The following is a 24,179-nucleotide window of genomic DNA, read 5'->3' as shown; positions in this document are numbered from 1 at the left end:
ATAAGAGGAGCGCATTCATGGCTGTTGGTCTTGGTCCTTTGCCAACGTTGCACCCGGTTGCCGGTTTCGAACTCGGTATCGCCTCGGCTGGTATCAAGCGCCCCGGGCGCAAGGATGTGGTGGTCATGCGCTGTGCCGAAGGCTCGACGGTGGCCGGGGTGTTCACCCTCAATGCGTTCTGCGCCGCGCCGGTGATCCTGGCCAAGCAGCGCGTGCAGGGGCCGGTGCGTTACCTGCTGACCAACACTGGTAATGCCAACGCCGGTACCGGCGAGCCTGGCCTGGCGGCAGCCAGCCGTACCTGCGCCAAGCTGGCGGAGTTGACCGGCGTCGACGCCAGCGCCGTGCTGCCGTACTCCACCGGGGTCATCGGCGAGCCGCTGCCTGTGGAGAAGATCGAAGGTGCCTTGCAAGCCGCCCTGGACGACCTGTCCGTGGATAACTGGGCCGCTGCCGCCACCGGGATCATGACCACCGATACCCTGCCCAAGGGCGCCAGCCGCCAGTTCCGGCATGACGGCGTGACCATCACTGTCACCGGCATCAGCAAGGGCGCGGGAATGATCCGGCCGAACATGGCGACCATGCTTGGCTACATCGCCACCGACGCCAAGGTCTCCCGCGAAGTGCTGCAGAACTTGCTGCTGGATGGTGCCAACAAGTCCTTCAACCGCATCACCATCGACGGCGACACCTCCACCAACGACTGCTGCATGCTGGTCGCTACCGGCCAGGCCGACCTGCCGGAGATCACCGAGGCCAGCGGCCCGCTGTTCGCTGCGCTGAAGCAGGCGGTGTTCGAAGTCTGCATGGAAGTGGCCCAGGCCATCGTCCGCGACGGTGAAGGCGCTACCAAGTTCGTCACTGTCCAAGTCAATGGCGGCGGCAACCACCAGGAGTGCCTGGACGTGGGCTACACCGTGGCCCACTCGCCGCTGATCAAGACGGCGCTGTTCGCTTCCGATCCGAACTGGGGGCGGATCCTGGCAGCCGTGGGGCGTGCCGGCGTGCCGGACCTGGATGTGAGCAAGATCGACGTGTTCCTCGGCGAGGTCTGCATCGCCAGTCGTGGCGCTCGGGCGGCCAGCTATACCGAGGCGCAGGGGGCGGCGGTGATGCAGCAGGAAGAGATCACCATCCGTATCGAACTGGGGCGTGGTACCTGCAGCGAAACCATCTGGACCACCGACCTGTCCCACGAGTACGTGAAGATCAACGCCGAGTACCGTACCTGATATTCGCTATGGCCGCCCCGGAACTATCCGGGGCAGGCCTTCGCGCTTGGCGACCATCATTTTTTCATCGGCTGGCCACCCGGGCCGGCCGAATGCCGGACCAGAGGAAAACGCGGTGAAACGAGTACATGTGGCAGCGGCTGTCATCCGGGATGCCAATGGCAAGATCCTGATCGCCCGACGTGCCGATACTCAGCATCAAGGGGGTCTTTGGGAGTTTCCCGGGGGCAAGGTCGAGGCCGGGGAAACAGTGCAGGCGGCCTTGGCCAGGGAGCTGCAGGAAGAACTGGGCATTGTCGTGCAGGCTGCGCGCCCACTGATCAAGGTGCAGCACGACTATCCGGACAAGCAGGTTTTGCTGGATGTATGGGAGGTCTCGGCCTTCAGCGGTGAGCCCCATGGTGCCGAAGGCCAGCCCCTGGCCTGGGTGAGTCCACGGCAATTGGGCGATTATGAGTTCCCGGCGGCCAACCAGCCGATCGTCGCGGCAGCGCGTTTGCCCGGGCACTACCTGATTACTCCCGAGGGCCTGGAAACCCCGGCCCTGCTGCGTGGCATGCAGAAGGCCATTGCCCAGGGCTGCAAGCTGATCCAGTTGCGGGCGCCCGGTGGCTACGACCCGCAGTATCGCGACCTGGCGGTGGATGCGGTGGGCCTGTGCGCCGGCAAGGCGCAGCTGATGCTCAAGGGACCTTTCGAGTGGCTGGGGGACTTTCCGTCGGCCGGCTGGCATATGACGTCGGCCCAACTGCGCAAGTACGCCAGTGCCGGGCGCCCATTCGGCAAGGATCGCTGGTTGGCGGCCTCCTGCCATGACGCCGAGGAACTGGCCCTGGCGCAGCAGATGGACGTGGACTTCGTGACCCTGTCGCCGGTGCAGTCGACCCAGACCCATCCCGATGCCCAGCCCCTGGGTTGGGAGCAGGCCGGGCAACTGATCGTCGGCTTCAACAAGCCGGTGTACTTGCTAGGCGGCGTAGGTCCAGCCCAGTGCGAACAGGCCTGGGCCTGCGGCGCCCAGGGCGTGGCGGGGATCCGTGCCTTCTGGCCGCAAGACTGAATCAAGCAACGGCTTGCCGGTGCCGCCCCGCCAAGTCGTTGCCTGTCAGGGTTTGGCGGCGGCCTGCCAGAGGATCTCGGCGATGCCCTGGCGCTTGGCAATCAAGCGAGCAGCGACGAACAGCAGGTCCGACAGGCGATTGATATAGGCCAGCCCGACTCCCTGCAGCGATTCGATCGCATTGAGTTGCTGGCAGCGGCGTTCGGCGCTGCGGGCCAGGCTACGGCAGACGTGGGCCTGGGCGATCAGCATCGAGCCTCCGGGCAGGATGAAGTTCTCCAGCGGGCCCAGCTCCTCGTTCCAGCTATCGATGGCAGCCTCCAGGCGCTGCACTTCCTGCTCATCGAGCGCCTGGTACACCGGCATCGCCAGCTCGCCGCCAAGGTCGAACAAGCGATGCTGGCAGGGCGCCAGGACCTCGATCACCTGGGCCAGCCCGGGATAAGCCATGCGCTGTTCTTCCAGGCCGGCCAGCAGCAGGCCCAGCTGGCTGTTCAGGGTGTCGACTTCGCCGATGGCCTCGATCCGCGGATGGTCCTTGGGTACTCGGCGCCCATCTCCCAGGCCGGTTTCGCCCTTGTCGCCGGTGCGGGTGTAAATCTTCGACAAGCGAAAACCCATGTCTAGTTCTCCAGTGGTAACGGTGCTTGGACCGGGGGCTGGTTGCTGGCCAGGGGCAGGCGCAGGGTGAAGCAGGTGCCCTGGCCCCGGGTCGATTGCACTTCCATCTGCCCTTTGTGGTTGTTGGTGATGATGAAGTACGACACCGACAGGCCGAGGCCGGTGCCCTGGCCAATTTCCTTGGTGGTGAAGAATGGCTCGAAGGTGCGCTTGCGCACGTTCTCGCTCATGCCGATGCCGTTGTCCTCCACCTGGATTTCCGCCCAGGGCGGATTGAGCCGGGTGCGCAGGATGATCCGTCCCGGCTCGCTGTCGTCGTCGCGCTGGTGAATGGCCTGGGCGGCGTTCTTGAGCAGGTTGAGCAGCACCTGCTCCAGTTCGTTGGCGGTGCCGGGAACCGGGCCCAGGTTCGGATCGAACTGGCGGATGATCGCCTGGCCCTTGAAGTCGAAGCCGATCGCCAGGTCGAAGTCGTTGCCGGCGATCTCCACTGCCTGGTCGATCAGCGCCGGCAGGTCGCAGGGCGCCATCTGCCGGTTGCTACGGCGACTGAAGCTGAGCATATGGGTGACGATCTTCGCCGCTCGGCCCCCGGCCTGTTGGATGCCATCGAGCAATTGCGGGACTTCGCGGCTTTCCAGGTAACGATTGACGGTTTGCAGCTCGACCCCGCTCTGTTGGGCATATTCGAGGTTCTTCGGCAGTTCCGGGGATAGCCGGCGGCGGATGTTCTGCACGTTGTGCAGGATCGCCCCCAGGGGGTTGTTGATCTCGTGGGCCATGCCGGCCGCGAGGCCGCCCACCGAGAGCATCTTTTCCGACTGCACCATCATTTCTTCCAGGGACAGGCGTTGGGTGATGTCGTCGATACGGATCACCACCCCGCGTCCGGCGCCGCCCATCAGCGGATAGAAGGTCAGTGCATAGTGCTTGGCTTCTTCCTCCTTGAACCAGGTAACCCGCTCGATCTTGGCCACCGTGTGCTGTTCCACGGTTTCCTTGAGTTGAGGCAGGAATGGCTTGAGCGGTTCGAAGGCCAGGAAGATCGGCTGGTTCAGGGCCTCGTCCAGGCGTGTCCCGGACAGGGCGCTGGCCTCCTGGTTCCACTGGGTGACGTACAGCTGTTCGTCCAGGGCGATCAACGCCGAGGGCATGGAGTCGATGATGCTGTTGAGGTAGTTCTGGAAGCCGGTGAGCTTCTTCTCGATCTTGCTGCGTACCTGGACTTCCAGTTCCAGCTTGCGGTTGGTGTGGCGGGTCTCTTCGGCCAGCCCCTGGGCCTGGTCGTAGGCGGCCTGGGAATCGTCCCGGGCGCGCTTGAGTTGCTGCTCCCGGGCTTCGATCCGCGACAGCATGGTGTTGAAGGCCTCGGCCAGGCTGCCGATTTCGTCGTGGTTGCCGCGCGCCGCGCGCAGGGCGTAGTTCTCTTCACGGGTGACCTGGCGTGACAGCTCCTCGAGCTGGTGGATCGGCTGGGTGATCAGGCGCTTGATCTGTCGGGCGATGATCAGCCACAGCAGCACGCTGAAGATCAGGATGCCCAGGCTGGCGGTGAGGGTGCCGGTATAGAAGGCCATGGGCAGTTCGCTGCTGGCCACCAGCAGCAGGTGACCCGACTCCTGGCCCGGACGGGGCAGGGGGATCACCTGGTTACTGCGAAACTCGGTCAGCTGCCAGGCCTCGATATGCCGGTAGCGCTCGGGCAGCTTGAGGCGATCGCCGTGCTGCAACTGGGCGATGCGCTGGCCGCTGCCGTCATAGATGGCCGCTGCGCGCAGGGGCGAGTAGCTATCGAGTTCGCTGAGCAACCGTTCCGCATCCTGGGGCGAGTTCAATGCCTGGAGCGACAGGGTCGGATTGGACACCAACCGGCCGATGGTCTGCAGGGCCTGGGGCGCCATGCTCTCCTGGGAGATCCAGTAGGCGGCGCTGATGAAGGTCAGGTTGGCGACCAGCAGCACTGTGGTCAGCAAGACAAGCAGGGCCGCCAGGAGCTTTTGGCCCACCGGCAGGTTTTCGAGACGCTGGCGCAATGGCATCGGCTATATCGCTGGAAATGAGCAAGTGGGCAGCGTAGCCGCTGCTCAGTCGCTGGGCAATCCGTGCAGTTGCAGGTGTTCCTTGAGGCGCAGTTGCAATTGCTGCAGGTGCGGCAACGCCAGCCGATGGCGGTTGGCGACTGCGCAGGCGTGGCCCAGCAGGTAGCGGATTTCGGTACGCCGCTGGTTGGCCACGTCCTGGTACATCGAGGAGTAATTGGCGGCGGTGGCCTGGATCACCCGTTCGACTTCCTGTTGCAGGTCTTGCGCCGCATCGGGTTGCCCACAGCATTGCAGCAGCTCGCCCAGTTCGGCACACAGGGTGGTGACTTCACAGCGGTGTTGCTGCAGGCCGCCATTGCGGCAATCGTATAGCACCGTCAGGGGGTTGATGGCGCAGTTGAGCGCCAGCTTGCGCCAGAGCCGGGTGAGGATCTGGGTGGTCCATTCATGGGGAATGCCACTGGCACTGAGTTCATCCAGCCAGATCGGCGCGGTGGGGTGGCCGGCATCGCCGAGCCAGGTATAGCCATGTCCGGCGAACACCACGCGCCAGGCGCCATCGCGGAATGCCCCCTCGGTGCTGGAGGCGGCGATGCAGCGTGCCGCGGGAACCCGGGCGGCCACGGCGTCCTGGCTGCCCAGGCCATTTTGCAAGAGGATCAGCTCGGCCCCTGGCGTCAGGCGGGTGGCGATGCGCGCCACGGCCGCCTCGGCATCGTAGGCCTTGCAAGCCAGCAGCAGGCGCTGGATCGGTTGCGGGCTGTCGCAGGTTTCGCCGGGGATCGGATACAGGTGGCTCTGGCCCTGTTCGACCAGGGTCAGGCCGCCAGCGGCTTGGTAGTCCTGCAAGCGGGCCTGGTCCCGCAGGATCAGGCGTACCGGCAGGCCGGCGCGGGCCAGGCGTGTGGCCCAGAGAGTACCGAGGCTGCCGGCGCCGAGGACGTGCCAGGTAGTGGACATCAAGTTTTCGCTCTGTTTGGCAGGCCCGGGGAGGGCACGCGGTGAAGGAGGGGAAAGACCCGTTATAATGAGCGCGGATTTTAACCGCAAGCCGGGCGTGTTCGATGTTCTGAACAGCGCCCCTTTTTTATTTGGAGAGAGTACATGCCGTCGTTTGACGTGGTATCCGAACTGGACAAGCACGAAGTCACCAACGCGGTGGAAAACGCCGTCAAGGAACTGGATCGCCGCTACGACCTGAAGGGCAAGGGCAGCTTCGAGTTCAAGGACAAGGACCTGACCGTCAACCTGACCGCTGAAGCCGAGTTCCAGCTGGAAGCGATGATCGAGATCCTCAAGCTGGCCCTGGTCAAGCGCAAGATCGACGTCCAATGCCTGGAAATCAAGGACGCCTATGCCTCGGGCAAGGTGATGAAGCAGGAAGCGGTACTCAAGGAAGGGATCGACAAGGAACTGGCGAAGAAGATCGTTGCCCATATCAAGGAGGCCAAGCTCAAGGTGCAGGCCGCCATCCAGGGCGAGCAGGTCCGGGTGACCGGCAAGAAGCGCGACGACCTGCAAGAGGCCATCGCGGCACTGCGTGGCAAGGAATTCGGCATGCCGCTGCAGTTCAACAACTTCCGTGATTGATCGACGCTTCCGGGAACCTCCAGCTCTTGTTGGCGTCCGAGGCCGGAGCGATGGCAGAAACGATTGAGCTCCCCGGGAGCCGGTCGTTCTGCCTGTCAGTCATGCATCCTGCGCAATCGCGGAAACCTGGAGAGATAGATGGATTTGAATGCTGAAGTAGACAACCTGGTCCGGGCTTCCCAGGCCTGGATTCCAATGATCATGGAATACGGCAGTCGCGTGCTGCTGGCCGTGGTCACCCTGGCCATCGGTTGGTGGCTGATCAACAAGCTGACCCATAAAGTGGGCAGGCTCCTGGCGCTGCGTAATGCCGACCTGGCGTTGCAGGGCTTCATCAGCAGCCTGGCGAACATCGTGCTCAAGGTCTTGCTGATCGTCAGCGTGGCTTCGATGATCGGTGTCGAGACCACTTCCTTCGTCGCCGCCATCGGTGCCGCCGGCCTGGCCATCGGCCTGGCGCTGCAAGGCAGCCTGGCGAACTTTGCCGGCGGAGTGCTGATCCTGCTGTTCCGTCCGTTCCGCATTGGTGACTTCATCGAAGCCCAGGGCATCAGCGGTACCGTCGACAGCATCCAGATCTTCCACACGGTACTGCGTACCGGTGACAACAAGACGGTGATCGTGCCCAACGGCAACCTGTCCAACGGCATCATCACCAACTACAACCGCCAACCCACGCGCAAGGTGGTATTCGATGTGGGCGTGGATTACGACGCGGACCTGCAGAAGGCACGTGAAGTGCTGCTGGAACTGGCCAAGGATGAGCGTGTGCTGGCCGACCCGGCGCCGGTGGCTGTGGTTTCGACCCTGGGCGACAGCGCCATCACCCTGTCGTTGCGCGTCTGGGTCAAGACTGCCGACTACTGGGATGTCATGTTCCAGTTCAACGAGTTGTCTCGTGATCGTTTGAAAGCCGCGGGTATCGATATCCCGTTTCCGCAACGGGTGATCCGCGTGGTCCAGGAAGCCGCCGTGTAACAAGACGGTTTCATAAGTTGGCTGTTCGGTCAGCTAATGTTGTTCAAGACAAGGGGCCATGGGCCCCTTGTTTGTTTTGCGGACTGGCAACTAAGTGGGTTGTTAGAGGTTGATGAGTATCAACTAGCGACAGACGGTTTATTAGTTAGCTTGCTATTTGTTTGCGTATTTTGATTGGTACTTTTCGTCGGTATAAAAAAACCGCCGCGCTATTTCAGTGCGGCGGTTTTTATTGATATCGAGCGTTGGCTTAATTAGCCGGATATCGGGATTACAAGATGCTCAGAGGATACTCGACGATGATACGAACATCGTTGTTATCCGACTGGTAGCCGCTGTAGGCATTATTGACGCGATACACTGCGCTACGCAGGCGGAAGGACAGGTCCTTGGCCGGACCTTCCTGCATGACGTATTTGGTCTCGAAGTTGAACTCCTTTTCCTTGCCTTCGCCCAGGCCATTGGTGGAGATGTTGTCACCAGTCACGTAGCGAGCCATGAAACTCAGGCCTGGCACGCCATAGGTGGCCATGTTCAGGTCGTAACGTGCTTGCCAGGAGCGCTCGTCGCGGCCCACGAAGTCGGAGATCTGGATGGAGTTGGCCACGAAGACCGTGCCGTTGCCGTCAACGCCGTAGTAGTAGCCGTTGTCGCCGCTGGAGCGCTGGTGGGCCAGGGTGAACTTGTGCGCGCCGAGGCTGTATGCCGCTGCCAGGCTCCACAGTTTGTTGTCTACGCCCTTGCGGCCATCGCCGATCATGTCGACCAGGTCGCCACGCTTGTCGCCTTCGGTCTTGTAGCCGTTGAAGTCGAAGTTCAGGGACTGCGACTCGGCGATCGGCAGGGTGTAGTTCAGGTTGATGTACTGCTTCTTGAAGTACTGGTCGACCTTGGAGGCTGCCAGGGTGCCGGTGAAGTTGTCGGTGAAGGCGTAGGTCGCACCGAAGATGTCCGCCGAAGGCAGGCCTTTGCCACCTTGGCCATCCAGGTCGGCCACGCCGCCGATGCTGTCCTTGCCCATGCCGGTCTGCTTGCTCAGCGCGGTGAAGCGGCCAGCGTTCAGTTCCAGGCCCTTGATTTCCTTGCTGGTGATCAGGGTGCCTTCGGCCACTTCCGGCAACAGGCGGCTATCGTCGGTGGCGAATACCGGGCTGGCGACGAATTGACGACCGTACTTGAGGGTGGTGTCGGAGATGCGGAACTTGATGGCGGCGCCAGTCTTGGACTGGGTCTTTTCCGGTTGGCCGTCGCTATTGACTGCGAACAGACCGTTGCCGGCACGACCTGCGCCGCCGTCCAGGCGGGCTGCACCCATGGCCATGGCATCCACGCCGACACCCACGGTGCCTTGGGTGAAGCCCGACTCGTAGGTCAGCAGTTCACTGATACCGGTATCTTGACGATAACCGCTCTTGTAGCCTCCACCTGGCTTGGAAATGTTACCGGCGCCATTCTTGTAGTCGCGATTCATGTATTCCAGGCGAGTCTTGGACTTCAGGCTCTGATCTTCGAAGAAGCCCTTGGACTCGTCCTGGGAGGACGCGATTGCGAACTGCGAGGTCCCTGCGGATACAGCCAGGGCGATCATGCTCCACTTCATCACGCGCATCGTGATTTGCTCCTTTGGTTTTTAGAAGACTATTGCCGTCCCACCTGTATTTTTATCTGGGCGGCTCTTTCTTTTTGGGTCGGCGCAAACTTATATCACGCTGACAATATTGGCGATACTTGCCTATCTATCCTTGCACCTTCTTTACGAGGCTGTCGCAAATTGCTCGACCGGTGTCGCAATTGTTTGGCCGGTATGTATCCGGCCCGACAACTTTAATAGCACTTTTGGGGAGGATGTAAGGAGGCCGTTAAGGCCCCGTTGCACAAACTTTAAAAGTACTTTAGGGCAGCCCTGCCACTCTTATCATGAGTCTGTAAGCTCTCACTTCCTGTGAGCCATCGCAGACGGTTCCGGGCTGAATGCAACAAACGTGCACAAATCCATTTTGCTCGGCGATTTTTGTTCCAGGCGTCATATGAGCCTGTAAAAATTGCATAAAACCCCTGTTCCGCTGGCTTTTCGTTTGGCTTGACGTGGCTGCACCCATGGTGCAGGGGTGTGTGCAATAAGTTGCACAGCTTTGCAAAATGTTACCGCTGCACACTGCAAAGTGAGTAAACGGCGGATGCTTGGGGTGTTCAGCGTAGACCCTTTGTGCGGTTTTGGTGCAAGGCCAACGAAACGCGGTGCGAGTCCCATGTGCACTGGCGCGCAAAGAACGAGAAACATCAAGGGCTTGCCTGGTCATCTTTCGAACACTTCTGACGTTTTGTAGGCAATGGGTGCGGGGCTTCGGAAAGTGTCCTGCCTCGGGGCGCAGTCGGTTGCATGCTGTGGCTCCTTGCCAAGTGGGGGTGAGGGGCGCAGGCTTATTGCCCATGAAGTGCGAGGCATTCGCAGGTATGCTGCGCCTCTGTCGCCTGGCAGGTGTCAGTAATACTGGACGGCCAGGCTGTAATGAGTTGAGCGGGAGCAAGCGCGGTGTTCACTTTAGATTTACGATTGCAGCAAGACACATTAGCCATCGGGGACTTCCCCCTTTGCCGGCTGCTGCTGTCCAATGATGCAAACTACCCCTGGTTCATCCTGGTGCCGCGTCGCGAAGATATCAGCGAGTTGTTTCAACTGGATGTCACCGATCAGCAACAGTTGTGGCGAGAAACCACAGCACTGGCCGAAGTGCTGAAGGACTCCTTCGATGCCGACAAGTTGAACGTGGCGACGCTGGGCAACGTGGTCAGCCAGCTGCACATGCATGTGATCGTGCGCAAGCGCGACGATGCGGCCTGGCCTGCACCGGTATGGGGCAAGCAACCGGCCAAACCTTACAGTGCAGAGCAGGTTGCACAGATCCGTGAGCGCTTGCGGTTGGTGCTGACCGATGATTTTCGCTTTCTGGAGGGCTGAACCATGAGTCTGGAAGCGCGGGTAATCGATCTTGAAAGTCGCCTGGCATTTCAGGATGACACCATCCAGGCCCTCAATGATGAGCTGGTGGCGCAGCACAAGTTGCTGGAGCGCCTGCAACTGCAGATGACGGCCATGCTCAAGCGCCAGGAGGAGATGGTCGGTCAGTTCGGCTCCTTCGAAGAAGAAGCCCCGCCCCCCCACTATTGAGGGGGGAACTGCAGAGCAAAAAAAACCGCGCCTCTTGGCGCGGTTTTTTATGCAGCGAGGCGGTCAGCGGCGCGGCAGAGCAGCGATCACGTCCTCGGCTTGCAGGCCCTTGTCACGGTTCATCACCGAGAACTCCACGCGCTGGCCTTCGACCAGGACGCGATGGCCTTCGCCGCGAATGGCGCGAAAGTGCACGAAAATATCATCGCCGGAGTCCCGGGAGATAAAGCCGAAGCCCTTGGAGGTGTTGAACCACTTCACGGTGCCGGTATCACGATTGCTCATGTCATAGGCAGGTGAAGCAGCGGCGGCTGGTGACGATTTGTAGAAGCTCACGGCCAGGTGCAGGGCCACGGCGATCAATGCGGTCAGCAGGCTGACCAGGACCGCAGGTTGACCACCGATCACCGGCATGGGAGCCAGCAGGGTGAGGGTTTGCAGGACAACGACCAGGACCAGCAGGGCGCTGACCAGGTTCTGCAGGTGCTGGCGCGGGCCTTTGTTCCAGTGGGGAGCAACGGGAGCCAGGGCCAGGTTGAGCAGGCCGAAAATGGCCAGGTAAAGAGCATCGGGTTGTTGCAGGTAGGGAACCGCGTCAGATCTCAGACTCGGAATCAAGGACAGCAGCAAGGCTGCAAGGCCTGTCAGCAGGTGGACGATTTTCAACATTTTGATTAACTCACGTTAAGAAGTAGCACTAAGGAAGAGCTGATCGCGCACGGTTCGCTTTGGAAAAAAAGGTTAAGGCGGGTACATGCGTGGTGTCAGCCTATGCGCGTTGGCCGAAGAAATAGGCAACAACGACACGGGCTCTATTTAACCGCAAAGCCCAGGCCTTCTCAAATCACCGACGCAGGCTGGCAAGAGGGGGCAACCCCATCGTGGGCGATGGTGATTCGGAGCATCAGGCAAAGGCCTGTGCTAGACAGGTGTTGGCGGGTTTTCCAAGGAACATGGGGTTTCCCCCGTGGTCAGAACAGGCTCGAGCCCAGCGTCTGAGGGGCCGGCTGGCCACGGGACAATCCACCGCAGGCCGGTCGGGGGACAGAAGCCGGCGCAGGGGCGATGCTCTTGCTAGAGTGGTCCGGCAGCGATTGGGTGAATTCATCTGGTTAACGGAGAGAAACATGGCAATTGATATCGGTATCAGCGAAGCGGATCGTAAATCCATCGTCGACGGCCTTTCCCGTCTGCTATCGGATACCTACGTGTTGTACCTCAAGACCCATAACTTTCACTGGAACGTCACTGGCCCTCAGTTTCGCACCCTGCACCTGATGTTCGAGGAGCAGTACAACGAACTGGCCCTGGCGGTCGACCTGATCGCCGAACGCATCCGTGCCCTGGGCTTCCCGGCTCCAGGCGCCTATTCCATCTACGCCAGGCTGTCCTCGATCAAAGAGGAAGAAGGTGTGCCGGCAGCCGAGGAAATGATCAAGCAGCTGGTCAGCGGCCAGGAGGCGGTGACCCGCACCGCCCGGGGTATCTTCCCGCTGTTGGACAAGGTCAGCGACGAACCCACGGCGGACCTGCTGACCCAGCGCATGCAGGTGCATGAGAAAACCGCCTGGATGCTGCGTTCGCTGCTGGAAAACCGTTAAGCCCTCCGCTATGGATGGCGCCTTGCGCGTCATCCGTATCTGCGAGGCGCATCGGTTATGGGGCATTCGGCTGCACAGGGCCGATTTAATGGATATAATCCCGCTCTTTGCTACGTAGCCCGAGCTTTGGCGTGGGCTCTGGCTGTAGTTCAAGCAGTAACCTGATTGCCGAGACGCCCCCATGCCGATGTACGACTACCAATGCGCTTCCTGTGGTCATCAGTTGGAAGCCATTCAGAAGATCAGCGCTGCGCCGCTGGTCGACTGCCCTGCCTGCCAGGCACCTGAACTGAAAAAGATGCTGTCCATGCCCGGTTTTCGCCTGAGCGGCACCGGCTGGTATGAAACCGACTTCAAGACCGGCTCGAAGAAGAACCTGGCCGGTGGCGACAAAGCTGACTAAGTTGAACGACACGCGCGAGTTCTTGCACTATCCGGCCCCAAGTGGGGCGCAAGGCCTCCATCGAATTTCGAATTACGAGAAGTGAAACCACTACCATGATGCGCAGCCATTATTGCGGCCAACTGAACGAAAGCCTGGAAGGTCAGGAAGTAACCCTTTGCGGATGGGTCCACCGTCGTCGTGACCACGGCGGGGTGATCTTCCTCGATATCCGTGATCGTGAAGGCCTGGCCCAGGTGGTGTTCGATCCGGACCGCGCTGAAACCTTCGCAACCGCCGACCGTGTGCGCAGCGAATACGTGGTCAAGGTCACCGGCAAGGTACGCCTGCGTCCGGCCGGTGCCGGCAACGCCAACATGGCCTCGGGCATGATCGAGGTCCTGGGTTACGAGCTGGAAGTGCTGAACGACGCGGAAACCCCGCCGTTCCCGCTCAACGAATACACCGACGTAGGCGAAGAGACCCGCCTGCGCTATCGCTATATCGACCTGCGTCGTCCAGAAATGGCCGAGAAGCTGCGCCTGCGCTCGCGAATCACCAGCAGCGTGCGTCGCTACCTCGACGAGAACGGCTTCCTCGACGTCGAGACGCCGATCCTGACTCGCGCCACCCCTGAAGGTGCCCGCGACTATCTGGTGCCAAGCCGTACCCACGCCGGCAACTTCTTCGCCCTGCCGCAATCGCCGCAGCAGTTCAAGCAGCTGTTGATGGTGGCCGGCTTCGACCGCTACTACCAGATCGCCAAGTGCTTCCGCGACGAAGACCTGCGTGCCGATCGTCAGCCTGAGTTCACTCAGATCGACATCGAGACCAGCTTCCTCAACGAACAGGACATCATGGGCCTCACCGAGGGCATGATCCGCAACCTGTTCAAGGAAGTGCTGGACGTGGAATTCGGCGAGTTCCCGCACATGACCTGGCACGAAGCCATGCGTCGCTACGGTTCCGACAAGCCGGACCTGCGTATCCCGCTGGAATTGGTGGATGTGGCCGACCAGCTCAAGGACGTGGAATTCAAGGTATTCAGTGGTCCGGCCAACGATCCGAAGTGCCGTGTGGCGGCCTTGCGCGTTCCTGGCGGGGCGAGCATGCCACGCAGCAAGATCGACGACTACACCAAGTTCGTCGGCATCTACGGTGCCAAGGGCCTGGCTTACATCAAGGTCAACGAGCGTGCCAAGGGCGTCGAAGGCCTGCAGTCGCCGATCGTCAAGAACATTCCTGAAACCAGCCTGAACGTGATCCTCGATCGCGTTGGCGCGGTCGATGGCGACATCGTGTTCTTCGGTGCCGACAAGGCCAAGATCGTCAGCGAAGCCCTGGGCGCGCTGCGGATCAAGGTCGGCAACGACCTGAACCTGCTGACCAGCGACTGGGCTCCGCTATGGGTCATCGATTTCCCGATGTTCGAAGAGAACGACGACGGTAGCGTCAGCGCCGTGCACCACCCGTTCACCGCGCCCAAGTGCTCGCCAGCCGAGCTCGAGGCCAACCCGTCCGAGGCCCTGTCCCGTGCCTACGACATGGTGCTCAACGGCACTGAGCTGGGTGGCGGTTCGATCCGTATCCATCGCAAGGAAATGCAGCAAGCGGTATTCCGTCTGCTGGGCATCCAGGAAGCGGAGCAGGAAGAGAAGTTCGGCTTCCTGCTGGACGCCCTCAAGTACGGCGCGCCACCCCATGGCGGCCTGGCCTTCGGCCTGGATCGCCTGGTGATGCTGATGACCGGCGCGCAATCGATTCGTGAAGTGATCGCCTTCCCGAAAACCCAGAGCGCGGCCTGTGTCATGACCGAAGCGCCGGGTGCGGTGGATGCCAAGGCTCTGCGCGAGCTGCACATCCGTCTGCGCGAACAGCCAAAGGCTGAGTAAGCTGGCCCGACAAGGCGCACCTTCGGGTGCGCTTTTTCTATGGGGCGAGTTTTTGTTATCCGCCTGCCTGATGGCAGCGCTGGTAAGGTTTCAAGGAGAATTTGGAGCAAATTATGGCCGGTCATTCCAAGTGGGCGAACATCAAGCACCGCAAAGAGCGTCAGGATGCCAAGAGAGGCAAGATCTTCACCAAATGGATTCGTGAGCTGACCGTCGCAGCCCGCCAGGGTGGTGGTGAGCCCGGTTCCAACCCACGCCTGCGCCTGGCCCTGGACAAGGCCCTGGGCGCCAACATGAGTCGTGACATCATCGATCGGGCTATCGCCCGCGGTACCGGTGCTGCCGGCAGCGACGACGTGGTCGAGCTGACCTACGAGGGCTACGGTCCCAATGGCGTGGCAGTGATGGTCGAATGCATGACTGATAACCGCAACCGCACCGCGGCGGCGGTTCGTCATGCCTTCAGCAAGTGTGGCGGCAACCTGGGCACCGACGGTTCGGTGGCTTATCTGTTCGAGCGCAAGGGCCAGCTGACCTTTGCCGAAGGTGTCGACGAAGATGGGCTGATGGAAGCGGCGATGGAGGCCGATGCCGACGACGTAGTGAGCAACGAAGACGGCTCGGTCGACGTATTCACTTCCTTCGCCGGTTTCTATGGCGTGCGCAATGCCCTGGAAGCTGCGGGCTTCAAGGCGGCGGATGCGGAGATCGTCATGTTGCCGACCACCAGTGCCGAGCTGGACCTGGACGGTGCGGAGAAGGTCTTGAAGCTGATCGACATGCTGGAAGACCTGGATGATGTGCAGAACGTCTATTCCAACGCGGATATTCCAGAGTCGGTTGCTGCCCAGTTGGGCTGATTCGACTGCACCGACCTTGAAGCCGGATGCGCAACGCCGCGATGATTGTGCGGCAGGGCGCTTCCGGCTTCGCTCTTTTCGCTATCCCGGTCATCCCCGGCAGGCCTTTTCACTCCAGCAGCAGGCGTTATGACTCTTATTCTTGGCATCGACCCCGGTTCGCGCATCACCGGTTATGGCGTGGTTCGCGACACCGGGCGCGGTTGCGTGTATGTGGCCTCGGGGTGCATTCGCACTGGCGCCGGCGAACTGCATGAGCGTTTGCAGATCGTCTATCGCGGGGTGCGCGAGGTGATCCAGACCTACGGGCCAGTGACCATGGGCATCGAGAAGGTGTTCATGGCGCGTAATGCCGATTCGGCGCTGAAGCTCGGGCAGGCACGGGGCGCGGCCATAGTGGCCGCGGCCGAGGAGGGCCTGGAGATCGCCGAGTACACCGCTACCCAGGTCAAGCAGGCCGTCGCCGGCACCGGTGGCGCCAACAAGGAGCAGGTGCAGATGATGGTGATGCATCTGCTCAAGCTGACCGCCAAGCCGCAGATAGACGCATCGGACGCCCTGGCCATCGCCATCTGTCATTCCCATACCCGCTCCAGCCTGTTGCCCCACGGCTTGGGGACGGCACGCAGTCGTGGCGGCCGCTTGCGTCTCTGATAGCATCGGCGCAGTCATTTCAAGAGTGGAGCATCGTGGCGCCAGGGTGCCCGGCCCGGATGCCTGCTCAGTGAGTCGCCAGCGAACGCTGGCCATCGCCTTAAGGATTCGAACGTGATTGGACGCTTGCGCGGCACCTTGGCTGAAAAACAGCCGCCGCACCTGATTCTTGATGTCAATGGGTTGGGGTATGAAGTCGAAGTGCCCATGACCACCCTGTACCGCTTGCCGTCGGTCGGCGAACCACTGACCTTGCACACTCATTTGGTCGTGCGCGAAGACGCGCAGTTACTCTACGGCTTCGCCAGCAAGCGCGAGCGAGACTTTTTCCGCGAGTTGATCCGTCTCAATGGCGTGGGGCCGAAACTGGCACTGGCCCTGATGTCCAGCCTCGAGGTGGATGAACTGGTGCGCAGCGTGCAGGCCCAGGACACCTCGGCCCTGACCAAGGTGCCAGGGGTCGGCAAGAAGACCGCCGAGCGCCTGTTGGTAGAACTCAAGGACCGCTTCAAGGCCTGGGAGGCGGTCCCGAGCATGTTCGCCCTGGTGCCGAACCAGCCGGATGCGCCGATGCCGGTGGCCAGTGCTGAATCGGACGCGGTCAGTGCGCTGATTTCCCTGGGCTACAAGCCGCAGGAGGCCAGCAAGGCAGTGTCCGCGATCAAAGAGAAAGGCTTGAGCAGCGAAGAAATGATCCGCCGGGCCCTGAAGGGAATGATCTAAGTGATAGAAGCTGATCGTCTGATCGCCGCCACGGGCCCCCGTGAGCGCGAAGAAATCCAGGACCGGGCGATTCGTCCGGTCAGCCTGGCCGACTACATCGGCCAGCCCGGCGTGCGCGAGCAGATGGAACTGTTCATCCAGGCCGCCCGCGGGCGCAACGAATCCCTGGACCATACCCTGATCTTCGGTCCGCCAGGGCTGGGCAAGACCACCCTGGCCAACATCATCGCCCAGGAGATGGGCGTCTCGATCAAGAGCACCTCCGGGCCGGTGCTGGAGCGTCCCGGTGACCTGGCGGCGTTGTTGACCAATCTCGAACCCCATGACGTGCTGTTCATCGACGAGATCCATCGCCTGTCACCGATCGTCGAGGAAGTGCTGTATCCGGCGATGGAGGATTTCCAGCTCGACATCATGATCGGCGAGGGCCCGGCGGCGCGTTCGATCAAGCTCGACCTGCCGCCCTTCACCCTGGTCGGCGCTACCACGCGGGCCGGGATGCTGACCAACCCGCTGCGGGACCGCTTCGGTATCGTCCAGCGCCTGGAGTTCTATAGCATCACGGACCTGGCGACCATCGTCAGTCGTTCCGCCAGCATCCTCGGCTTGCCGCTGGACCCGGACGGCGCCATCGAAGTGGCGCGTCGGGCACGGGGCACACCGCGGATCGCCAACCGCCTGCTGCGCCGGGTGCGCGACTTCGCCGAGGTGCGAGCCAAGGGGCATATCACCAAGGCGGTGGCCGACCTGGCGCTGAACCTGCTGGATGTCGACGAGCGTGGCTTCGACCATCAGGACCGGCGTCTATTGTTGACCATGATCGAGAAGTTCGATGGCGGACCGGTGGGGGTCGACAGCCTGGCCGCCGCGATCAGCGAAGAGCGCCATACCATCGAGGACGTGCTGGAGCCGTACCTGATCCAGCAGGGCTACATCATGCGGACCCCGCGTGGTCGGGTGGTGACCCGGCATGCTTACCTGCATTTCGGGCTAAACATTCCGTCACGATTGGCAGAAGCGCCCGTGGTAGACGAGTTTCTCGATGCCGTGGACGATTGATCGGACACACTTTTCGTCGACTTATTCGGAGTTTGTGCTGTCCTAGGGGCTGGCTTCGTCGAAACTTCAGCGAAAGTCGTCCAAGAATGAAAAAACAGTTGCCTGGCCGGATTGGCAACCCGAGGAGTAAGCACTAGAGTATGCGCGCGCAAAACGGGCTTGAGCCGTTCGCACATCGTTGTCGCGTTTATTACGAGGACACCGATGCCGGCGGCATCGTGTATTACGTCAATTACCTTAAGTTTATGGAACGGGCTCGAACCGAGCGGCTACGACACCTGGGCTTTGCCCAATCGCAGCTGGTGGGGGAGAACCTGTTGTTTGTCGTGCATTCCAGCGAAGCGCGTTACCACGCGCCGGCGCGGCTGGACGACGAGCTTCTGATCAGTGCCCAAGTCACCGAGCTGAACCGGGCCAGCCTGCGATTCACCCAGCAGGTCAGGCGGTCCTCGGATCATGTGCTGCTCTGCGAGGGGCAGTTCCTGGTGGCCTGTGTACGCGCCGACAATTTCAAACCCCGCGCCATTCCAGACGCCCTTCGTACGGCCTTCGCCGACGAGGGCAGCGCGGGTACACACTCAGAGCAGGAGATAAAGCGTGGAAGCTAACGTCGTCGACCATTCCTCCATGTGGAGCCTGGTCAGCAATGCCAGCGTTGTAGTGCAGTTGGTAATGCTGACCCTGGTAGCCGCATCGGTGACTTCATGGATCATGATCTTTCAGCGCAGCAACCTGCTGCGCGCCGGTCGACGTGCCCTGGAGAGCTTCGAGGAGCGCTTCTGGTCCGGTATCGACCTGTCCAAGTTGTATCGCCAGGCGGGTAGCAATCCTGATCCGGACTCTGGCGTCGAGCAGATCTTCCGTGCCGGCTTCAAGGAATTCTCCCGCCTGCGCCAGCAGCCGGGCGTCGACCCCGAGGCGGTGATGGAAGGCGTGGCCCGGGCCATGCGCGTAGCCATCTCCCGCGAGGAAGAGAAACTCGAGCAGAGCCTGCCGTTTCTCGCTACCGTCGGCTCGGTCAGCCCGTACATCGGTCTGTTCGGTACCGTATGGGGGATCATGAACTCCTTCCGTGGCCTGGCTTCCGCCCAGCAAGCGACCTTGGCCACTGTCGCCCCGGGCATCGCCGAAGCGCTGGTAGCGACTGCCATCGGCCTGTTCGCGGCCATCCCGGCGGTGATCGCCTACAACCGTTTCTCCGCTCGCGGCGAGACGCTGATCAGCCGCTACTACACCTTCGCCGACGAGTTCCAGGCGATCCTGCACCGTAAAGTGCACACCAGCGAAGAGTGAGCAGGTAAACCCAATGGCCCGAGTTCGCCACAAACGCAAGCCGGTTGCCGAGATGAACGTAGTGCCCTACATCGACGTGATGTTGGTACTGCTGGTCATCTTCATGGTGACCGCGCCGATGCTCAACCAGGGTGTGAAAGTCGACCTGCCCAAGGTTTCCAGCGAAGCCTTGCCCCAGGACAACAACACCCAGGTGCTGACCATCTCGATCAAGGCTGACAAGACCTACTACTGGAACCTTGGCAGCGAAGTCGATACCGACAAGCAACAGGACAAGGCAATGACCTTGCCGCAGATGACCGACGCGGTGACCAAGATCATCCGTGCCGGCAACGAAGGCGGCAAGCACACCCAGGTGTTCATTCGCGGCGATAAATCCGTCGACTACGGCGCCGTGATGGGTGCCATGGGCGGCCTGCAAAAAGCCGGCGTCGGCAACGTTGGCCTGATTACCGAGGCGCCCTGATGCAGCAACAGCGAGAGCCGTCCGCTTCGGAAAGCTACTTCTGGCCTAGTGTCTGGGCGATCGCCCTGCACGTTCTGGTGTTCGGCATGCTGTTCGTCAGCTTTGCCATGACTCCAGAGTTGCCACCGGCCAAGCCGATCGTCCAGGCGACCCTGTACCAGCTGAAATCGAAGAGTCCGGCGACCACCCAGACCAATCACAAGATTGCGGGTGAGGCGAAGAAATCCGCCGCGCGCCAGACCGAAGCCGAGCAGTTGGAGCAGAAGAAAGTCGAGCAGGAAGAGATCAAGGCCGCGGAACAAAAGAAAGAAGAGGCTGCCCAAAAAGCCGCGGAAGCGAAAAAGGCTGACGAGGCCAAGAAAGCCGATGAGGCGAAGAAGGCTGATGAAGCCAAGAAAGCCGCTGAAGCAAAAAAGGCCGAAGAGAAGCAACTGGCCGATGTAGCCAAGAAAAAGGCCGAGGAAGAAGCCAAGAAAGCTGCTGAAGAAGAGGCCAAGAAAAAGGCCGCTGAAGAAGCGAAGAAGAAAATCGTCGAAGACGCGAAGAAGAAAGCCGCGGAAGACGCCAAGAAGAAAGCCGAAGCTGACGAGGCGAAGAAAAAGATCGCCGAGGATGCGAAGAAGAAAGCTGCCGCCGACGCCGCGAAGAAAAAGGCCCAGGAAGCAGCGCGCAAATCTGCCGAAGAGAAAAAGGCCCAGGCCCTGGCGGACTTGCTTTCCGATAAGCCGGAGCGTGAAGCCACGAAATCGGATGAGGTAGGTGACAGTGTCGCAGGCAGTTTCGATGACCTGATTCGTATTCGTGCGGCGGAAGGCTGGGCTCGTCCTCCTTCGGCGCGCAAGGGCATGACGGTGGAACTGCGGATTGGCATGTTGCCAGATGGTACGGTGACCACGGTCAGCGTGATCAAGTCCAGTGGTGACGGTCCGTTCGACGCTTCGGCGGTAGCGGCAGTCAAGAACATTGGACGTTTGACAGAAATGCAGGGTCTGAGTCCGAAGGACTTCGCTCCCTATCGTTCATTCAAGATGACATTCACACCTGAGGACCTAGCCTTGTGAGAAACCTTCTTCGAGGAATGCTTGTCGTTATTTGCTGCATGGCAGGGATAGCGGCGGCGGATGAAAAAAACATTCTGGTCACCAGTGGCAGTGACCGGGCGACGCCGATCGCGGTGGTTCCGTTCGGCTGGCAGGGCGGTAGCGTCCTGCCGGACGACATGGCGCAGATCATCGGCGATGACCTGCGCAACTCGGGTTACTACGCGCCGATTCCCAAGCAGAACATGATCAGCTTGCCGACCCAGGCCAGCGAAGTCATCTTCCGTGACTGGAAGGCCCTGGGCGCCCAGTACGTGATGGTCGGCAGCATCGTGCCGGCCGGCGGTCGCCTGCAGGTGCAGTACGCGCTGTTCAACGTCGCCACCGAGCAGCAGGTCCTGACCGGCAGTGTCTCTGGTGGGGTTGACCAACTGCGGGACATGTCGCACTACATCTCCGACCAGTCCTTCGAGAAACTCACCGGCATCAAGGGTGCGTTCTCCACGCGCCTGCTGTACGTGACCGCGGAGCGTTTCTCCACCAACAACACCCGCTACACCCTGCAGCGTTCGGACTACGACGGTGCCCGGGCGGTGACCCTGCTGCAATCCCGCGAGCCGATCCTGTCGCCACGTTTCGCCCCCGATGGCAAGCGTATCGCCTATGTATCGTTCGAGCAGAAGCGTCCGCGTATCTTCGTCCAGCACATCGATACTGGCCGTCGTGAACAGATCACCAACTTCGAAGGCCTCAACGGTGCGCCAGCCTGGTCGCCGGACGGCAGTCGCCTGGCGTTCGTGCTGTCCAAGGATGGCAACCCCGACATCTATGTGATGAACATGGCTTCGCGCCAGATCAGTCGTGTCACCAGCGGCCCAGGCATCAATACCGAGCCGTTCTGGGGCAAGGATGGTTCGACTATCTACTTCACTTCCGACCGGGGCGGAAAGCCGCAAGTATATAAAAGCAATGTCAACGGCGGTGGCGCTGAGCGTGTGACCTTTATTGGTAACTACAACGCCAACCCGAAACTTTCTGCTGACGAAAAGACCCTGGTAATGATTCACCGCCAGGATGGTTTCACCAACTTCCGGGTGGCTGCCCAAGATTTGCAGCGCGGTAGTGTAAAAATCCTTACAGATACCAACCTTGATGAGTCAGCTACTGTTGCGCCCAACGGCACCATGGTAATCTACGCCACCCGCCAGCAGGGCCGGGGAGTCTTGATGCTCGTGTCCATTAATGGACGTGTGAGGCTCCCGCTTCCTACCGCTCAAGGCGAAGTCAGAGAACCGTCCTGGTCCCCTTACCTGAACTGACGCGGCGCTACAATGTTTCACTTAACACACTGGGGTTCATTAGGAGTTTCACGATGGAAATGTTGAAGTTTGGTAAGTTTGCTGCGCTGGCTCTGGCCATGGCTGTGGCTGTAGGTTGCTCCTCCAAAGGCGGCGACAACGCTGGTGAAGGCGCTGTTGATCCAAACGCTGGTTACGGCGCTAACACTGGTGCTGTTGATGGCTCCCTGAGCGAAGAAGCAGCTCTGCGCGCAATCACCACCTTCTACTTCGAATACGACAGCTCGGATCTGAAGCCAGAAGCCATGCGCGCTCTGGACGTTCACGCCAAGGACCTGAAAGGTAACGGCGCTCGCGTTGTTCTGGAAGGCAACACCGACGAACGTGGTACCCGTGAGTACAACATGGCTCTGGGCGAGCGTCGTGCGAAAGCCGTTCAGCGCTACCTGGTACTGCAGGGCGTGTCCCCAGCTCAGCTGGAGCTGGTTTCCTACGGTAAAGAGCGTCCAGTTGCCACTGGCCACGACGAGCAGTCCTGGGCTCAAAACCGTCGCGTCGAACTGCGTAAGTAATTCGTCATGCGAACGTGCCGTCGTGCTGTAACTATCTTGGCTCTCAGTCTCACGCCTCTTGCGGCGTGGTCTGCGGTTCCTGTGGTCGATAGCAACTCTGGCTATGGAAATAGCGGGAGCAGTTATCCACCAGCGGGTTATGGCACGAACGGCGCCTATGCCGGGGGAGGGGTTTCGACCCCTGTCTCGGCACAGGGCGAGCTGTTCCAGCAACTGCAGCAAATGCAGGAGCAGATCGCACGGCAACAGGGTGTTATCGAAGTTCTGCAAAATGATGTAGCGCGCATGAAGCAAGAAAGCCTGGAGCGTTACCAGGATCTTGATCGGCGTATAGGAAGCGGTGTGGCACCTGCCGCGACTCCTGAGAATTCTGCCGCCGCTGGCAGTGCCAGCGCCGCCGGTACGGCAGCCGGAGCTGCTGCTCCAGCGCCTGCCGCCAGTAGCGAACCGGGTGATCCGGCCAAGGAAAAGCTCTATTACGACGCTGCCTTCGACCTGATCAAAGCCAAGGATTTCGACAAGGCCAGCCAGGCCTTCTCGGCATTCCTGCGCAAGTACCCCAACAGCCAGTACGCTGGTAATGCCCAGTACTGGTTGGGTGAAGTGAACCTGGCCAAGGGCGACCTGCAAGGCGCTGGCCAGGCATTCGCCAAGGTTTCCCAGCTCTATCCCAAGCACGGCAAGGTGCCGGATTCGTTGTACAAGCTGGCTGACGTAGAACGCCGCCTGGGTCATACCGACCGGGTCAAGGGCATCCTGCAGCAGGTCGTGGCCCAGTATCCAGGGACTTCCGCCGCACAATTGGCTCAACGGGATTTGCAGCGCATGTAAGAGTGCTGGCGCCCGTAACAAGAAACCCGCGCTTGTCGCGGGTTTTTTCGTTAGAATCTGCGCCCTTTTATGACACACGCTTCCTGGGATCTACGCGTTGACGGGGTTCCTTGAAGTGCCTGATGGAGGCGGACAGCCTGTTTAGCTGTTACGCCCGTGGCGAATATGCAAGACACATTGAGAATCACCGAAGTTTTCTACTCGTTGCAGGGGGAAACTCGGACTGCCGGGCTGCCTACGGTTTTCGTGCGCCTGACCGGTTGTCCGCTGCGTTGCCAATACTGCGACAGTGCCTATGCCTTCAGCGGCGGCACCCAACGTACCCTCGACAGCTTGCTCGAGCAGGTTGCCGGATTCCGTCCGCGTTATGTCTGTGTCACCGGTGGCGAGCCGCTGGCGCAACCCAACGCCATTCCTTTGCTCAAGCAGTTGTGCGATGCCGGCTACGAGGTTTCGCTGGAGACCAGCGGCGCCCTCGATATCTCGGCGGTGGATCCACGGGTCAGTCGGGTCCTGGACCTCAAGACCCCGGGCTCCAAGGAAGCCCAGCGCAATCGTTACGAGAACATCGAGCTGCTGACGGCCAACGATCAGGTCAAGTTCGTCATCTGTTCTCGCGAGGACTATGACTGGGCGGTTTCCAAGCTGATCCAGTACCGCCTCGAGCAACGAGCCGGTGAAGTGCTGTTTTCGCCAAGTCATCACGACCTGGATGCACGGGAACTCGCTGACTGGATTGTTGCCGACAACTTGCCGGTGCGCCTGCAGTTGCAGTTGCACAAGTATCTTTGGAACGACGAGCCGGGGCGTTGA

The 24,179-nt window shown here is 60.8% G+C and carries 26 protein-coding genes; 21 read left to right on the top strand and 5 right to left on the bottom strand.

The window, feature by feature from the left end:
- The first annotated feature begins 17 nt into the window (after nucleotides 1-17).
- Together argJ and AC3WK8_RS10230 are read left to right on the top strand one after the other, a co-directional pair.
- Nucleotides 18-1,235, top strand: coding sequence for a bifunctional glutamate N-acetyltransferase/amino-acid acetyltransferase ArgJ (argJ, locus tag AC3WK8_RS10235; RefSeq protein WP_085595227.1), 1,218 nt, complete (start codon nucleotides 18-20; stop codon nucleotides 1,233-1,235).
- Nucleotides 1,236-1,350: 115 nt separating this feature from the next.
- Nucleotides 1,351-2,295, top strand: coding sequence for a Nudix family hydrolase (locus tag AC3WK8_RS10230; RefSeq protein WP_103324700.1), 945 nt, complete (start codon nucleotides 1,351-1,353; stop codon nucleotides 2,293-2,295).
- A 45-nt stretch (nucleotides 2,296-2,340) separates the two neighbouring features.
- On the opposite strand, the gene AC3WK8_RS10225 is transcribed toward AC3WK8_RS10230, so the two are convergent.
- From AC3WK8_RS10225 to AC3WK8_RS10215, 3 genes are read right to left on the bottom strand one after another with little or no spacing between them, the layout of a single operon-like run.
- Nucleotides 2,341-2,916, bottom strand: coding sequence for a cob(I)yrinic acid a,c-diamide adenosyltransferase (locus tag AC3WK8_RS10225; RefSeq protein WP_103324701.1), 576 nt, complete (start codon nucleotides 2,914-2,916; stop codon nucleotides 2,341-2,343).
- 2 nt (nucleotides 2,917-2,918) lie between these two features.
- The gene (locus tag AC3WK8_RS10220) at nucleotides 2,919-4,955 is read right to left on the bottom strand and encodes a sensor histidine kinase (RefSeq protein WP_085595233.1); all 2,037 of its coding nucleotides are present in this window, start codon (nucleotides 4,953-4,955) and stop codon (nucleotides 2,919-2,921) included.
- Nucleotides 4,956-5,000: 45 nt separating this feature from the next.
- Nucleotides 5,001-5,918 carry a putative 2-dehydropantoate 2-reductase gene (locus tag AC3WK8_RS10215; protein ID WP_103324702.1) on the bottom strand — a complete coding sequence of 306 codons (918 nt, stop codon included), beginning with the start codon at nucleotides 5,916-5,918 and terminating at the stop codon, nucleotides 5,001-5,003.
- A gap of 144 nt (nucleotides 5,919-6,062) precedes the next feature.
- Here AC3WK8_RS10215 and AC3WK8_RS10210 point away from each other — a divergent pair, with 144 nt between their 5' ends.
- Both AC3WK8_RS10210 and AC3WK8_RS10205 read left to right on the top strand, forming a co-directional pair.
- On the top strand, nucleotides 6,063-6,548 hold the full coding sequence (locus tag AC3WK8_RS10210; RefSeq protein ID WP_022640522.1) for a YajQ family cyclic di-GMP-binding protein: 486 nt from the start codon (nucleotides 6,063-6,065) through the stop codon (nucleotides 6,546-6,548).
- Nucleotides 6,549-6,686: 138 nt separating this feature from the next.
- Nucleotides 6,687-7,526 carry a mechanosensitive ion channel family protein gene (locus tag AC3WK8_RS10205; RefSeq protein WP_103324703.1) on the top strand — a complete coding sequence of 280 codons (840 nt, stop codon included), beginning with the start codon at nucleotides 6,687-6,689 and terminating at the stop codon, nucleotides 7,524-7,526.
- Between the two features lie 271 nt (nucleotides 7,527-7,797).
- Here the strand turns inward: AC3WK8_RS10205 and AC3WK8_RS10200 are convergent, their stop codons facing one another.
- Nucleotides 7,798-9,135, bottom strand: a complete 1,338-nt coding sequence (locus tag AC3WK8_RS10200; RefSeq protein ID WP_085595239.1) for an OprD family porin — start codon at nucleotides 9,133-9,135, stop codon at nucleotides 7,798-7,800.
- Nucleotides 9,136-10,059: 924 nt separating this feature from the next.
- Between AC3WK8_RS10200 and AC3WK8_RS10195 the strand changes: the two genes are divergently transcribed.
- Together AC3WK8_RS10195 and AC3WK8_RS10190 are read left to right on the top strand one after the other, a co-directional pair.
- Nucleotides 10,060-10,485 (top strand): HIT family protein, encoded by a 426-nt coding sequence (locus tag AC3WK8_RS10195; RefSeq protein WP_103324704.1) that lies wholly within the window; start codon nucleotides 10,060-10,062, stop codon nucleotides 10,483-10,485.
- Between the two features lie 3 nt (nucleotides 10,486-10,488).
- A complete protein-coding gene (locus tag AC3WK8_RS10190) occupies nucleotides 10,489-10,695 on the top strand; it encodes a SlyX family protein (protein ID WP_085595243.1) in 207 nt (68 codons plus the stop codon).
- A gap of 63 nt (nucleotides 10,696-10,758) precedes the next feature.
- Here the strand turns inward: AC3WK8_RS10190 and AC3WK8_RS10185 are convergent, their stop codons facing one another.
- Entirely contained in the window at nucleotides 10,759-11,364 is a 606-nt protein-coding gene (locus AC3WK8_RS10185; RefSeq protein ID WP_022640517.1) for a cold-shock protein, read from the bottom strand.
- 458 nt (nucleotides 11,365-11,822) lie between these two features.
- Here AC3WK8_RS10185 and AC3WK8_RS10180 point away from each other — a divergent pair, with 458 nt between their 5' ends.
- From AC3WK8_RS10180 to queE, 15 genes are all read left to right on the top strand, one after another.
- Nucleotides 11,823-12,296, top strand: coding sequence for a Dps family protein (locus AC3WK8_RS10180; protein ID WP_022640516.1), 474 nt, complete (start codon nucleotides 11,823-11,825; stop codon nucleotides 12,294-12,296).
- 181 nt (nucleotides 12,297-12,477) lie between these two features.
- A complete protein-coding gene (locus tag AC3WK8_RS10175) occupies nucleotides 12,478-12,699 on the top strand; it encodes an FmdB family zinc ribbon protein (protein WP_010457489.1) in 222 nt (73 codons plus the stop codon).
- Between the two features lie 95 nt (nucleotides 12,700-12,794).
- Nucleotides 12,795-14,570 carry an aspartate--tRNA ligase gene (gene aspS, locus AC3WK8_RS10170; RefSeq protein WP_085595246.1) on the top strand — a complete coding sequence of 592 codons (1,776 nt, stop codon included), beginning with the start codon at nucleotides 12,795-12,797 and terminating at the stop codon, nucleotides 14,568-14,570.
- 113 nt (nucleotides 14,571-14,683) lie between these two features.
- On the top strand, nucleotides 14,684-15,430 hold the full coding sequence (locus AC3WK8_RS10165; RefSeq protein WP_022640513.1) for a YebC/PmpR family DNA-binding transcriptional regulator: 747 nt from the start codon (nucleotides 14,684-14,686) through the stop codon (nucleotides 15,428-15,430).
- A gap of 129 nt (nucleotides 15,431-15,559) precedes the next feature.
- Nucleotides 15,560-16,084 carry a crossover junction endodeoxyribonuclease RuvC gene (gene ruvC / locus AC3WK8_RS10160; RefSeq protein ID WP_022640512.1) on the top strand — a complete coding sequence of 175 codons (525 nt, stop codon included), beginning with the start codon at nucleotides 15,560-15,562 and terminating at the stop codon, nucleotides 16,082-16,084.
- Nucleotides 16,085-16,198: 114 nt separating this feature from the next.
- Nucleotides 16,199-16,807, top strand: coding sequence for a Holliday junction branch migration protein RuvA (ruvA, locus tag AC3WK8_RS10155; protein ID WP_022640511.1), 609 nt, complete (start codon nucleotides 16,199-16,201; stop codon nucleotides 16,805-16,807).
- A complete protein-coding gene (ruvB, locus tag AC3WK8_RS10150) occupies nucleotides 16,808-17,866 on the top strand; it encodes a Holliday junction branch migration DNA helicase RuvB (protein ID WP_022640510.1) in 1,059 nt (352 codons plus the stop codon).
- 140 nt (nucleotides 17,867-18,006) lie between these two features.
- Nucleotides 18,007-18,474 carry a tol-pal system-associated acyl-CoA thioesterase gene (gene ybgC / locus AC3WK8_RS10145; RefSeq protein WP_022640509.1) on the top strand — a complete coding sequence of 156 codons (468 nt, stop codon included), beginning with the start codon at nucleotides 18,007-18,009 and terminating at the stop codon, nucleotides 18,472-18,474.
- Nucleotides 18,464-19,159: a protein TolQ gene (gene tolQ / locus AC3WK8_RS10140; protein WP_103324705.1), complete on the top strand. Its 696-nt coding sequence runs from the start codon at nucleotides 18,464-18,466 to the stop codon at nucleotides 19,157-19,159. The genes ybgC and tolQ overlap by 11 nt, the downstream gene beginning before the upstream one ends.
- Nucleotides 19,160-19,172: 13 nt before the next feature.
- The gene (gene tolR / locus AC3WK8_RS10135) at nucleotides 19,173-19,625 is read left to right on the top strand and encodes a protein TolR (protein WP_022640507.1); all 453 of its coding nucleotides are present in this window, start codon (nucleotides 19,173-19,175) and stop codon (nucleotides 19,623-19,625) included.
- Nucleotides 19,625-20,686, top strand: a complete 1,062-nt coding sequence (gene tolA / locus AC3WK8_RS10130; RefSeq protein WP_022640506.1) for a cell envelope integrity protein TolA — start codon at nucleotides 19,625-19,627, stop codon at nucleotides 20,684-20,686. Before tolR ends, tolA begins: the two co-directional genes overlap by 1 nt.
- Nucleotides 20,687-20,703: 17 nt before the next feature.
- Nucleotides 20,704-21,984, top strand: coding sequence for a Tol-Pal system beta propeller repeat protein TolB (gene tolB / locus AC3WK8_RS10125; RefSeq protein WP_152898525.1), 1,281 nt, complete (start codon nucleotides 20,704-20,706; stop codon nucleotides 21,982-21,984).
- 53 nt (nucleotides 21,985-22,037) lie between these two features.
- Nucleotides 22,038-22,535: a peptidoglycan-associated lipoprotein Pal gene (pal, locus tag AC3WK8_RS10120; RefSeq protein WP_022640504.1), complete on the top strand. Its 498-nt coding sequence runs from the start codon at nucleotides 22,038-22,040 to the stop codon at nucleotides 22,533-22,535.
- A 6-nt stretch (nucleotides 22,536-22,541) separates the two neighbouring features.
- Nucleotides 22,542-23,366, top strand: a complete 825-nt coding sequence (ybgF, locus tag AC3WK8_RS10115) for a tol-pal system protein YbgF (protein WP_103324706.1) — start codon at nucleotides 22,542-22,544, stop codon at nucleotides 23,364-23,366.
- 165 nt (nucleotides 23,367-23,531) lie between these two features.
- Nucleotides 23,532-24,179, top strand: coding sequence for a 7-carboxy-7-deazaguanine synthase QueE (queE, locus tag AC3WK8_RS10110; protein ID WP_031320383.1), 648 nt, complete (start codon nucleotides 23,532-23,534; stop codon nucleotides 24,177-24,179).

The sequence above is a fragment of the Pseudomonas sp. FW507-12TSA genome (genome assembly GCF_058781435.1).
Note: the sequence above shows the minus strand (reverse complement) of the source record. Positions and strands in the feature narration are given on the sequence as shown.

What these genes read in the sequence shown, in the direction of transcription:
- tolA (WP_022640506.1), top strand. Translation starts at nt 19,625, where the DNA reads ATGCAGCAACAGCGAGAGCCGTCCGCTTCGGAAAGCTACTTCTGGCCT.
- AC3WK8_RS10165 (WP_022640513.1), top strand. Translation starts at nt 14,684, where the DNA reads ATGGCCGGTCATTCCAAGTGGGCGAACATCAAGCACCGCAAAGAGCGT.
- AC3WK8_RS10225 (WP_103324701.1), bottom strand. Translation starts at nt 2,916, where the DNA reads ATGGGTTTTCGCTTGTCGAAGATTTACACCCGCACCGGCGACAAGGGC.
- AC3WK8_RS10210 (WP_022640522.1), top strand. Translation starts at nt 6,063, where the DNA reads ATGCCGTCGTTTGACGTGGTATCCGAACTGGACAAGCACGAAGTCACC.
- AC3WK8_RS10205 (WP_103324703.1), top strand. Translation starts at nt 6,687, where the DNA reads ATGGATTTGAATGCTGAAGTAGACAACCTGGTCCGGGCTTCCCAGGCC.
- AC3WK8_RS10180 (WP_022640516.1), top strand. Translation starts at nt 11,823, where the DNA reads ATGGCAATTGATATCGGTATCAGCGAAGCGGATCGTAAATCCATCGTC.
- AC3WK8_RS10220 (WP_085595233.1), bottom strand. Translation starts at nt 4,955, where the DNA reads ATGCCATTGCGCCAGCGTCTCGAAAACCTGCCGGTGGGCCAAAAGCTC.
- AC3WK8_RS10215 (WP_103324702.1), bottom strand. Translation starts at nt 5,918, where the DNA reads ATGTCCACTACCTGGCACGTCCTCGGCGCCGGCAGCCTCGGTACTCTC.
- queE (WP_031320383.1), top strand. Translation starts at nt 23,532, where the DNA reads ATGCAAGACACATTGAGAATCACCGAAGTTTTCTACTCGTTGCAGGGG.
- AC3WK8_RS10175 (WP_010457489.1), top strand. Translation starts at nt 12,478, where the DNA reads ATGCCGATGTACGACTACCAATGCGCTTCCTGTGGTCATCAGTTGGAA.
- tolR (WP_022640507.1), top strand. Translation starts at nt 19,173, where the DNA reads ATGGCCCGAGTTCGCCACAAACGCAAGCCGGTTGCCGAGATGAACGTA.
- ybgC (WP_022640509.1), top strand. Translation starts at nt 18,007, where the DNA reads ATGCGCGCGCAAAACGGGCTTGAGCCGTTCGCACATCGTTGTCGCGTT.
- AC3WK8_RS10185 (WP_022640517.1), bottom strand. Translation starts at nt 11,364, where the DNA reads ATGTTGAAAATCGTCCACCTGCTGACAGGCCTTGCAGCCTTGCTGCTG.
- AC3WK8_RS10190 (WP_085595243.1), top strand. Translation starts at nt 10,489, where the DNA reads ATGAGTCTGGAAGCGCGGGTAATCGATCTTGAAAGTCGCCTGGCATTT.
- ybgF (WP_103324706.1), top strand. Translation starts at nt 22,542, where the DNA reads ATGCGAACGTGCCGTCGTGCTGTAACTATCTTGGCTCTCAGTCTCACG.
- ruvC (WP_022640512.1), top strand. Translation starts at nt 15,560, where the DNA reads ATGACTCTTATTCTTGGCATCGACCCCGGTTCGCGCATCACCGGTTAT.
- AC3WK8_RS10200 (WP_085595239.1), bottom strand. Translation starts at nt 9,135, where the DNA reads ATGCGCGTGATGAAGTGGAGCATGATCGCCCTGGCTGTATCCGCAGGG.
- tolB (WP_152898525.1), top strand. Translation starts at nt 20,704, where the DNA reads ATGCTTGTCGTTATTTGCTGCATGGCAGGGATAGCGGCGGCGGATGAA.
- pal (WP_022640504.1), top strand. Translation starts at nt 22,038, where the DNA reads ATGGAAATGTTGAAGTTTGGTAAGTTTGCTGCGCTGGCTCTGGCCATG.
- argJ (WP_085595227.1), top strand. Translation starts at nt 18, where the DNA reads ATGGCTGTTGGTCTTGGTCCTTTGCCAACGTTGCACCCGGTTGCCGGT.
- aspS (WP_085595246.1), top strand. Translation starts at nt 12,795, where the DNA reads ATGATGCGCAGCCATTATTGCGGCCAACTGAACGAAAGCCTGGAAGGT.